The sequence below is a fragment of the Kocuria sp. NPDC057446 genome, assembly GCF_042802875.1.
Lineage (GTDB): Bacteria > Actinomycetota > Actinomycetes > Actinomycetales > Micrococcaceae > Kocuria.
In genome coordinates this window covers 1-9855 of sequence record NZ_JBHVDI010000146.1, presented here as the reverse complement: position 1 = coordinate 9855, position 9855 = coordinate 1, and the positions used below count along the sequence as shown (strand labels likewise).

Here is a 9855-nt window from a genome sequence, read left to right as displayed (position 1 = left end):
GCGCCTGCACCGGGACGCCCGTGCGGTGACGGGCGGGGACTCAGCGCCCCTCGGCCTCGCGGCGCTCGAGGGCCGCCTTCACGAGCCCGTCGAACAGCGGGTGCGGGCGGGTCGGGCGGGACATGAGCTCGGGGTGCGCCTGGGTGCCCACGTAGTACGGGTGGACGTCGGCGGGCAGCTCCACGAACTCCACGAGGGTGCCGCCCGGGGAGGACCCGGAGATCACGAGCCCGGCCTCCTCGAGGCGCTCCCGGTAGTCGTTGTTGACCTCGTAGCGGTGACGGTGGCGCTCCTTGACGGTGGTGGAGCCGTAGGCCCCGGCCACCACGGACCCCTCCCGCAGCTGCGCGTCGTAGAGGCCGAGCCGCATGGTGCCGCCGAGGTCGCCGGCGCCCTGGACGAACTGCTTCTGCTCGTCCATGGTCGCCACGACGGGGTGGGCGGTCTCCGGCTCGAACTCGGTCGAGGAGGCCTGGGCCAGTCCGAGCTCGGTGCGGGCGAACTCGATGACCATGCACTGCAGGCCCAGGCACAGGCCGAGGGTCGGGATGCGGTGCTCCCGGGCGAAGCGCAGGGTGCCGAGCTTGCCCTCGATGCCGCGGATGCCGAAGCCCCCGGGGACGCAGATCGCGTCGACGTCGCCGAGCTCGCGCTGGGCGCCCTCGGGCGTCTCGCACAGGTCCGAGGCCACCCACTTGATCTTGACCCGGGCGTCGTTGGCGAAGCCGCCGGCGCGCAGCGCCTCCGAGACCGACAGGTACGCGTCCGGCAGGTCGATGTACTTGCCGACCATGGCCACCGTGACGAAGTGGGCGGGCTCGTGCACGGCCTTGAGCAGCCGCTCCCACTGCGCCAGGTCGGCGTCCCGGTAGTCCAGTCCCAGGTAGTCCAGGATGTAGGTGTCGAGCCCCTGGGAGTGCAGGGTCCGGGGGATGTCGTAGATGCTCGGGGCGTCCGGGCAGGAGATCACGGCGTCGTGGTCGACGTCGCAGGCGTTGCCGATCTTGCGCAGCATCGTGTCGGGGACCTGCCGGTCGGAGCGCAGCACCAGCGCGTCCGGCTGGATGCCGAGTCCGCGCAGCGCGGCGACGGAGTGCTGGGTCGGCTTGGTCTTGAGCTCGCCCGAGGGCCCGATGTACGGGATCAGGGACACGTGCAGGTAGAAGACGTTGCGGCGGCCGACGTCCTGACGGACCTGGCGTGCGGCCTCGAGGAACGGCTGGGACTCGATGTCGCCGACCGTGCCGCCGATCTCGGTGATGATGATGTCCGGCTGGTCGTCGCCCTGCGCGCGGCGGCGCATGCGGTTCTTCAGCTCGTCGGTGATGTGGGGGATGACCTGGACGGTGTCCCCGAGGTACTCGCCCCGGCGCTCCTTGGCGATGACCGTGGAGTACACCTGTCCCGTGGTCACGTTGGCCGAGGCGTCGAGGTTCTCGTCGAGGAACCGCTCGTAGTGGCCGATGTCGAGATCGGTCTCCGCGCCGTCGTCGGTCACGAAGACCTCGCCGTGCTGGAAGGGGTTCATGGTGCCCGGATCGACGTTGAGGTACGGATCCAGCTTCTGCATCGTCACGGAGAGTCCGCGCGCCCGCAGCAGCATCCCGAGGGACGAGGCGGTCAGGCCCTTGCCGAGGGAGGAGGCCACGCCGCCCGTCACGAAGATCTGGCGGGTCACCTTGCCCGGTCGCTGGTTTTCGGTCTGCTGTGCGCCGGCCTCGTGGGCGGCTTCGTTTGCATTCACCACGGAATTCGACCCTATCATTCTTGTCCGCTCAGGACGTCGGTTGCGTGCTGGGGATCACCGTGCGCGGGCACCTCAGAGCACCGCTCCGCGGACCAGTTCCCGGGCGTGCTCGCGCGCCGCCGCGGAGTCCTCGTGACCCGCGAGCATGCGGGCGAGCTCCACCACGCGCTCCTCCTCGTCGAGCACGCGCACGTCGCTGACCGTGGCGTCCGTGCTCTTGGTGACGAGGATGTGCTGGTCGGCGAAGGCCGCCACCTGCGGCAGGTGCGTCACCACGAGCACCTGGACGTGCTGGGCGAGCATCTTCAGCCGGCGGCCGATCTCCACGGCGGCCTTGCCGCCCACGCCCGAGTCCACCTCGTCGAAGACGAAGGTGGGCACGGGGTCCACGGCGGCGAGGACCACCTCGATGGCGAGCATCAGCCGGGAGAGCTCGCCACCGGAGGCCCCCTTGCCGAGGGGCCGCGGTGCGGCGGCGGCGTGCGGCTTGAGCAGGAAGGAGATCTCGTCCCGTCCGTGCCCGGAGAACTCCTCGGTGGGCTCGACCTCGATGACCAGGGAGGCGTTGGGCATGGCCAGCGCCGTGAGCTCGGAGCTGACGGCCTCGGAGAGCCGGTGCGCGGCGTCCCGGCGCCGTTCGGTCATCCGCGCGGCCAGCTCGCTGAGCCCGGCGTGCAGCTGCTCGAGGCGCGCCCGGAGCTCCTGCTCCCGCGCGGGGTCGTCGGTGAGCTCGTCCAGGCGGGCCCGCGAGCGCTCCGCCCAGTCGAGCACGTCGTCGACGGTGGCGCCGTACTTGCGGGTCAGGGTCTTGAGCCTGGCCCGCCGGGACTCCACCTCGGCCAGGCGGGCGGGGCCCTCGTCGTCGAGCCCGGACGCGTAGCCGGAGAGGTCGGCGGCGATGTCGTTGACGAGCACGGCCAGCTCGGCGACCCGTCCGGACAGCTCCTCGAGGTCGCGGTCGGCGCCGGCCTCCTGCTCCAGGGCCCGGTGGGCCGCCGCGACGAGGGCGGTCGCGTCCGGGGTGTCGGCGTCGGCGAACTCCCCGCCGCTGAGGGCGGCGTGGGCCGTGAGCGCGGCCCCGCGCAGCTGCTCGAGGTTGGTCAGCTTCTGGCTCTCCTGGTCGAGGCGCTCGTCCTCCCCGGGCTGGGGGTCCACGGCGTCGATCTCCTCGAGGGCGCCCTGCAGGCTCTGCGCCTCCAGCGCGCGCTCGCGGCCGTGCTCGGTGACCTCGCGCAGGGTCTGCTGCACGGAGCGGTACTCGGCCAGCAGCTCCCGGTAGCGGCGCAGCTGCCCGGCGAGCTCCTCCCCCGCGTACTGGTCGAGGGCGTGGCGCTGGGCGGCCGGGGACTTGAGCCGCAGCTGGTCCGACTGGCCGTGCACCGCCACCAGGGTCTGGCCCACCGCGGAGAGGGTGCCCACGGGGGCGGAGCGGCCGCCGACGTGGGCACGGCTGCGTCCCTCCGCGGTCACGGTCCGCGCGACGGTGACGAGGGCCTCCTCGGCGTCCCCGACGGTCTCGACGTCGACCGCTCCGCCGGCGTCCTCGACGAGGGCCGCGGCCGGGTGGCCGGCCGGGACCCGCACGACCGCCTCGGCGACGGCCCTGGGCGCCCCCGAGCGCACGGCCCCGGCGTCGGAGCGGTTGCCCAGGAGCATCCCGAGCGCGGTGACCACCATGGTCTTGCCCGCTCCGGTCTCACCGGAGAGGATGCTCAGCCCGGGGCCGAGCGGCAGCACGGCGTCGGTGATGACGCCGAGGTCGTGGATGTGGATCTCCTCGATCATTCAGCCGGCCTCCCCGGTCTCGTCCCGGGTGCGGTGCGACGGGACGTCGGGCCCGTGGGGCATCTCGTGGCCCACCGAGGACTTCTGCAGCTCCTGCACAGGGCGCTCGGCGATCTGCTCGCCGCGGACCGTGGGCAGGGCCGTGGTGCGCGCGGCCGCCTCGTGCGGGGGCACCGGGCCGCGCCAGCCGCTCGTGGGCAGCTCGAACTTCCGCACGAGCCGCTCCGAGAACGGCGTGCGGTGCATCCGCGCGAGGTTGACCGCCTTCGGCGAGCGCACCACCTCGATCCGGGAGCCGGGGGGCAGCTCCGTGGTCCGGCGCCCGTCGCACCACAGCACGCCGCGGGCGTCGGTGCGCGTGAGGACCTCGACGGCCATCATGGAGTTCGGGGAGATGACCAGCGGCCGGGAGAACAGGGCGTGGGCGCTGAGCGGGACCATGAGCAGCGCCTCGACCTCGGGCCACACCACGGGCCCGCCCGCGGAGAACGCGTACGCGGTGGAGCCGGTCGGGGTGGCGAGGACCACGCCGTCGCAGCCGAAGGTGCTCAGCGGGCGGCGGTCCACCTCGATGACCACCTCGACCATCTTCTCGCGGTCCCCCTTCTCCACCGAGGCCTCGTTCAGTGCCCAGGTGTGCAGCACCTTCTTCTCGTCCTGCCACACGGTGACGTCGATGGTCATGCGCTGCTCCACGGTGTAGCGCCCGTCCACGATGGCCTCCACGGACTCGCGCAGGTCGGAGCGCTCGCTCTCGGCGAGAAAGCCCACGTGGCCCAGGTTCACGCCCAGCAGCGGGGTGTCCACGCTGCGCACCAGTTCGGCGGCACGCAGGATCGAGCCGTCCCCGCCGAGCACCATGACGAGCTCGATCTCGCGCAGGGAGACGTCCTCCTCGATGACCTCCACGGGTGCGAGGGGAACCGCGTCCTCCTGGAGCGCCTCGAGGTCGTCCCGCGAGATCACCGGCACGAGGCCGGCCTCGTGGAGCTGGAGGCAGGAGTCGCGGGCGGCGTCCTTGGCCTCTTGCCGGCCCATGTGGGCCATGACCAGGATCTTTCTGCTCACCGGGGTCCTCCCGTTCTCGACTGCTCGGTGCACGCGGGCGTCGTCAGGGCCGGGACCGGCCCGTGGCGCACGCCGTGCCCGCGGACCGGGCACCGCTCACCACCCTACGCGAGGGCGGGGACAGTCAGGACGGCGGTTCCCGGCGGCACCAGAGGAAGAACTCGTGGTTGCCGTCCTGGCCCGGGAGCGGGCTGCGCTCCTGTCCCCGGACCGTCAGCCCGTGGCTCCGGGCGGCGGCGGCCACCCTCTCGACCGCACGGGCACGCTCCGGCTCGCTCGTGACCACCCCGGTGCGCGCGAGCCGGTCGGCGCCGACCTCGAACTGCGGCTTGACCATGAGCACGAGTTCCCCGCCCGGGACCGTGGCCGCCGCCAACGGCTCGAGGACGAGGGTCAGCGAGATGAAGGACAGGTCGCAGACCGTGAGCTCCGCGGGGCCACCGACGTCCTCGGGGCGCATCCAGCGCACGTTCACGCCCTCGTGCACCCGGACCCGGGGGTCCTCCCGCAGCGAGGCGGCGAGCTGGTCGTGGCCCACGTCCACGGCGACCACCTCCCGGGCGCCCCGGCGCAGCAGCACGTCGGTGAAGCCGCCCGTCGAGGCGCCGGCGTCGAGGCACCGCCGGCCGGCGACGACGACGTCGGGAAAGGCGGCGAGCGCTCCGGCCAGCTTGTGCCCGGCCCGGCTGACGTAGTCCGGGACGTCCGCGGGCCGGACCTCCAGCAGGTCGCCGGGGCCGACGCGGACGGAGGGCTTGGTCACGGGCCGCCCGTTGACGAGCACGCGCCCCTCGCCGATCCAGCGGGCGGCGACGGTGCGGGAACGGGCCAGGGACCGAACGGTCAGCTCCTGGTCGAGTCGGGAGCTCACCGGGGCCCCGCCTCCTCCCGTCCGCTCGGCGGGCGCGGCACGAGGCCGGCGGGGACGGCACCGGGCTCGGCGTCGAGCTCTGCGGCCAGTGCCGCGTGGAGCTCCTCGTAGCGGCGGGGGTGCTCCACGACGGGCAGCCCGGCCACCTCGGCCGCCCGCTCCAGCACGGCGTCCACCCCGGCGTGGCCGGTCGGGCGCAGGGCCGCGCCGTCCTCCCCTGTCGGCGGCGACGCGGCTCCGCCGGTCATCCCGCCGCCTCCCACACGGGGTCGGGGACCACGGGGACCTCGGTGTCGGGGTGTGCGGCCCACCAGGCCGCACAGGCCGCACGCCAGGCGTCGAGATCGTCCTGCGCGCCCCGGATCCGCAGCCGCGTGCCGTCGGTGTCCGCCTCCGCCGCACCGCAGCGGGCGTGGTGCTCCCCCGCCGAGGACGAGACCTCGACCTCGGGGTACGGCTCGTACAGCGCGTCCAGGGTGCCGACGACATGATCCGGACGCTCCGCGGTGCACGCGGCCAGGATCGTGTGCACGGTGTCCACGCCGGTGAGGACCGCGACCGTGGCGAAGCCGGCGGCGTTCCCGCCCCGGATGTCGGTGTCCAGCCGGTCCCCCACCACCACGGGACGGGTGCTGCCCGCCCGGTCGGCGGCGGTGCGGAAGATCGGGGCCTCCGGCTTGCCCGCCACCACCGGAGGCCGCGCCGTCGCGGCCGCCACGGCGGCCACGAGCGTGCCGTTGCCGGGCGCCAGGCCCCGGGCCTGCGGAATGGTCCGGTCGGTGTTGGTGGCGATCCACAGCACCTCCGGGTCGGCCAGCGTGTACGCGGCCTCCGCCAGCTCGGTCCAGCCCAGGCCGGGGTCGAAGCCCTGGATCACGGCGCGGGGCGCGTCGGTCTGGGCGCGGACCGGGACCAGCCCGGCGTCCGCGACGACGTCGGCGAGGGCCTGGGAGCCGGTGACGAGCACCGCGGTGCCGGCCGGGACCCGCTGCGCCAGGAGCTCTGCTCCCGCCTGCGCGGCGCTCACCACACCCTCGGGACCCGTCGGCACCCCGAGGTCCGTCAGGTGCTCGGCGACGGTCGCGACGGAGCGCGAGGCGTTGTTCGTCACGAACACCACGGGTACGCCGTCCGCGGAGATCCGGCGCAGGATCTCCGGCGCCCCGGGGATGGCGTGCGGGCCGGCGTAGACGACGCCGTCGAGATCGCTCAGGACCGCGTCGAACCGGTCGAGCAGCCGCTCAGCCACGCCGCGGGCCGCCGTCCTCGCCGTCGCCCGAGTCCTCGTCACCGAGGTCGGCGTCGTCGTCCGGGTCCAGATCGGCCTCGGAGCCGCCCTCGAAGTCGTCGTCGGGGTCCAGGTCGTGCTCCTGGTCGTCAGCGTCGTTCCCGGTGTCGTCGACGTCGCCCTCCGTGGTGCTGTCCTCCGTGCCGCCGTCCGGGTCCTCGTCCGTGCCGTGGTCGAGCACGTCGTCCCTCTCGTCGTCCGTGCTGTCGTCGAGCACGCTGCCCTCGCCGCCGCCGTCCGCCCCGGCGGTCATGCCGCGCTGATCGGCGGCCGGCGGGTCCTCCTGGGCCGGCTCCTGCGCCGGCTCCTCGGTGTCGGTCAGGGCGACGCCCTCGGCGGGCACCTGCTCCGTCTCGTCCTCGTCGTCGAAGTCCACGATCTCCGGCTCCGCGAACTGGCCCGTCCCGAGGGCCGCCTCGGCCACCACGGCCTGCCGGTCCCACGTCAGGGCCTCACGGTCCCTCCCGACGCCGCGCAGCGCCTCGGCGTAGGCGCGGAACAGCCGGGGGCTGTAGGGGAAGCCGCGGTTCTTGTCGAGCTGCGGAATGGTCAGCGCGTCCACCGCCCCCTGCGCGTCGCCCTGGTCCCGGCGCATGCCGGCCAGGACGATGGCCAGTTCCACCTTCTCGCTGGGCTCGAGCGACTGCACCGCCTCGGACGTCGCGAGCTCCACGGCCTTATCCAGGCGCCCGAGGGCCCGCTCGCAGTCGACCATCAGGGGCAGGTGCAGCTCGGCGCCGGTCATCCGGCGGAAGGTCCGCAGCTCCTTGAGCGCGAGGGCGTAGTCGCCCGCCTCGTACGCCGCGATCCCGGTCGCCTCCCGCACCGCGGCGATGCGACCGCCGCGCCGCCCGGCCGCCTGGGCGTGCTCGAGTGCGAGCTCGGGGACGTCCAGGAGGTACCGCCCGGCCATGACCAGGTGCATGGCCACGGCCTCGGCGTTGCGCGGTTCGAGCGCCCCGAGCTGGGCACGGGTCGGCTTGTCGAGCTCGCGGCCGGTGATGTCCTCGTCGACCTCGGGCGCACGGTGACGGTGGGTCGAGACGTCGTCCCGGTCGTCGCGCCGGCCGCGGTAGCCGTCGTGGCGGTCCGGGGCCGTGCCCCGGCGGTCACCGCGCGGGGCGTAGCCGCCGCGGCGGTCGTCCTGCCGGTCGTCACGACGACGGTCGCCACCGTAGCCGCCACGGCGGTCACCCTGCCGGTCGTCCCGCCGGTCACCCTGCCGGTCGTCCCGCCGGTCACCGCGCGGGGCGTACCCACCACGGCGGTCGTCCTGGCGGTCGTCACGACGACGGTCGCCGCCGTAGCCGCCACGACGATCCCCCTGCCGGTCGTCACGCCGGTCGTCCCGCCGGTCACCGCGCGGAGCGTATCCACCACGGCGGTCGTCCTGGCGGTCGCCGCCGGGACCTCCGGCTGCACCCCGGCTCTCGGAGCCGCGTGCACGGTCCTCGCCGCCGCGGGCCGGACCGCGCCGATCGTCGTCGTACCGGCGTCGGGACGGCGAGCCGGACCGGTCGCCCTCGCGCCCGGCTCCTCCGCCGGACCGGTGATCGCCGGAACTTCCGCTCCGGCGTTCGTCCCGGGACCCGTGCTGGAAAGACTCGGACACGTACCGCTCCTCTGCGCCGACGCGGTGCCGGTCGGCTCTGGTGGATGTCGGCGGTGACCGGAGTGCGGTCCGCCATGCTGATCGTTCCCATTGTATAAGCAGGTCCGGCGCCCCTCCGTCCCGATTGGTTCCCGGCCGCCCCGCCGTCGGATGATGGAGCCATGACCAAAAAACCCCTCACGTCCCACCTCTTGGTGCGCGTGCTGCTCGGCATCGGCCTGGGCATCGCCTGCGGTCTGTTCTTCCCCGAACCGCTCGCCCGGGTCTTCCTGACCTTCAACGGCCTGTTCAGCGCCTTCCTCGGCTTCCTCATCCCACTGCTGATCGTCGGCCTCGTCACGCCGGCCATCGGGGACCTCGGCCGGGGTGCGGGCAAGTGGCTGGGCGTGACGGCCGCCATCGCGTACGCCTCGACCGTCCTGTCCGGGCTGCTGGCGTTCGTCGTCGCACGTGCCGGCTATCCGTGGCTGCTGGATGGGGAGCGCGACGTGGACGCCCTGGCCAATCCGGAGGACAGCGCCCTCACCGGGTTCTTCTCGCTCGAGATGGAGCCCGTGTTCGGTGTGATGACGGCGCTCCTCCTGGCCTTCTGCCTGGGCGTGGGCATCACGCTGATTCCAGGTGACACCCTCCACCGGACCATGGACGACCTCCGGCGGATCATCATGCGGATCGTGGAGCTGGTCATCATCCCGCTGCTGCCCGTCTACATCTTCGGGATGTTCATGGGCCTCACCATGAACGGTCAGATCCTGGTGGTCGTCTCGACCTTCTCGAAGGTCGTGCTCGTCGCCCTCACGCTGTCACTCGTGCTGATCGTGGCCCAGTACGTGGTCGCGGGGATCTACGTGGGTCGCAATCCCGCGGTCCTGCTGAAGAACGTGCTCCCGGCGTACGCCACGGCACTGGGCACCTCGTCCTCCGCCGCCACCATCCCCGTCACCCTGAGGTGCGCGGAGCACAACGACGTCCGTCCCGCCGTGGCCGGTTTCGTGGTCCCGTTGAGCGCGACCATCCACCTCGCAGGGTCCACCCTGAAGATCGTGCTGTTCTCGACGGCCGTCATGACCCTCACCGGCACCCCGATCGACGACCTCGCCTATGTCGGGTTCATCCTCATGCTGGGCATCACGATGGTCGCCGCCCCGGGTGTCCCGGGCGGCGCCATCATGGCGGCCGTCGGCCTGCTGCAGGGGATGCTGGGCTTCGACGACACCGCAGTGGCGCTGATGATCGCCACCTACATCGCCATCGACTCCTTCGGCACGGCCACGAACGTGACCGGGGACGGCGCCATCGCCGTGGTCATGGACAAGCTCATCGGCCGGCAGGCAGTCACCGGGCCCACCCCGAATGCCACGGGCGCTCCCGCCGCGACCAACCGTCCGGACGCGACGGCGCTCTCGCACGCCACATCCGCCCGGTAGGACGACGGACAGCGCAACCGCCCCATGGGAGAAGGCCCCGACCACATGGTCGGGGCC

At 73.3% G+C, this 9855-nt stretch carries 8 protein-coding genes; 1 reads left to right on the top strand and 7 read right to left on the bottom strand.

Features of this window, described 5'->3' with window-relative positions:
- Positions 1 to 40: 40 nt before the first annotated feature.
- The 7 genes from ACFU0Y_RS14820 to ACFU0Y_RS14790 all read right to left on the bottom strand — a co-directional run bounded on the left by ACFU0Y_RS14820 (position 41) and on the right by ACFU0Y_RS14790 (position 8371).
- Entirely contained in the window at positions 41 to 1765 is a 1725-nt protein-coding gene (locus ACFU0Y_RS14820; protein WP_380215291.1) for a CTP synthase, read from the bottom strand.
- A 54-nt stretch (positions 1766 to 1819) separates the two neighbouring features.
- On the bottom strand, positions 1820 to 3532 hold the full coding sequence (gene recN / locus ACFU0Y_RS14815; RefSeq protein ID WP_380215290.1) for a DNA repair protein RecN: 1713 nt from the start codon (positions 3530 to 3532) through the stop codon (positions 1820 to 1822).
- The gene (locus ACFU0Y_RS14810) at positions 3533 to 4600 is read right to left on the bottom strand and encodes an NAD kinase (RefSeq protein WP_380215289.1); all 1068 of its coding nucleotides are present in this window, start codon (positions 4598 to 4600) and stop codon (positions 3533 to 3535) included.
- A gap of 124 nt (positions 4601 to 4724) precedes the next feature.
- Positions 4725 to 5471 carry a TlyA family RNA methyltransferase gene (locus tag ACFU0Y_RS14805; RefSeq protein ID WP_380215288.1) on the bottom strand — a complete coding sequence of 249 codons (747 nt, stop codon included), beginning with the start codon at positions 5469 to 5471 and terminating at the stop codon, positions 4725 to 4727.
- On the bottom strand, positions 5468 to 5719 hold the full coding sequence (locus ACFU0Y_RS14800; protein ID WP_380215287.1) for a hypothetical protein: 252 nt from the start codon (positions 5717 to 5719) through the stop codon (positions 5468 to 5470). Before ACFU0Y_RS14800 ends, ACFU0Y_RS14805 begins: the two co-directional genes overlap by 4 nt.
- The gene (locus ACFU0Y_RS14795) at positions 5716 to 6720 is read right to left on the bottom strand and encodes an HAD-IIA family hydrolase (RefSeq protein WP_380215286.1); all 1005 of its coding nucleotides are present in this window, start codon (positions 6718 to 6720) and stop codon (positions 5716 to 5718) included. The genes ACFU0Y_RS14800 and ACFU0Y_RS14795 overlap by 4 nt, the downstream gene beginning before the upstream one ends.
- The gene (locus ACFU0Y_RS14790) at positions 6713 to 8371 is read right to left on the bottom strand and encodes a hypothetical protein (protein WP_380215285.1); all 1659 of its coding nucleotides are present in this window, start codon (positions 8369 to 8371) and stop codon (positions 6713 to 6715) included. The genes ACFU0Y_RS14795 and ACFU0Y_RS14790 overlap by 8 nt, the downstream gene beginning before the upstream one ends.
- 161 nt (positions 8372 to 8532) lie before the next feature.
- On the opposite strand from ACFU0Y_RS14790, the gene ACFU0Y_RS14785 reads away from it, so the two are divergent.
- The gene (locus tag ACFU0Y_RS14785; RefSeq protein ID WP_380215284.1) at positions 8533 to 9798 is read left to right on the top strand and encodes a dicarboxylate/amino acid:cation symporter; all 1266 of its coding nucleotides are present in this window, start codon (positions 8533 to 8535) and stop codon (positions 9796 to 9798) included.
- The last annotated feature ends 57 nt before the right edge of the window (positions 9799 to 9855 follow it).